The sequence below is a fragment of the Micrococcus sp. GbtcB5 genome, from assembly GCF_019091605.1.
GTDB classification, from domain to species: domain Bacteria; phylum Actinomycetota; class Actinomycetes; order Actinomycetales; family Micrococcaceae; genus Micrococcus; species Micrococcus luteus.
In genome coordinates, this window is sequence record NZ_JAGXJK010000642.1 from 1 (window position 1) to 229 (window position 229).

Genomic DNA, 229 nt, shown 5'->3' on the forward strand with positions numbered 1-229 from the left:
CGGCGTCTCCACGACGTGGACCGAGTCCGAGTTCGCCGAGCCGCTGCCCGAGTCCCCCTACCTGAGCGCCGAGGTGCCCGCCGGCGGACGCACCGCCGTCACCGTCGGGCTGGGCGGCCGCGCCGGGCGCCTGGGCCTGCCCGCCGCTCTCTACGCGGCCCTCCTCGGCGGCGGCGGCGCGGGGGCCGCCGCCCCGGCCGGCGCGGCCCGCGCCCGGGAGGCCGCCGCC

Annotated in this window: 1 pseudogene; it reads left to right on the forward strand. The window is 84.3% G+C overall.

From position 1 onward, the window contains the following. Nucleotides 1–229, forward strand: a pseudogene (locus KVS67_RS13800) (acetyl-/propionyl-CoA carboxylase subunit alpha); the annotation flags it as partial.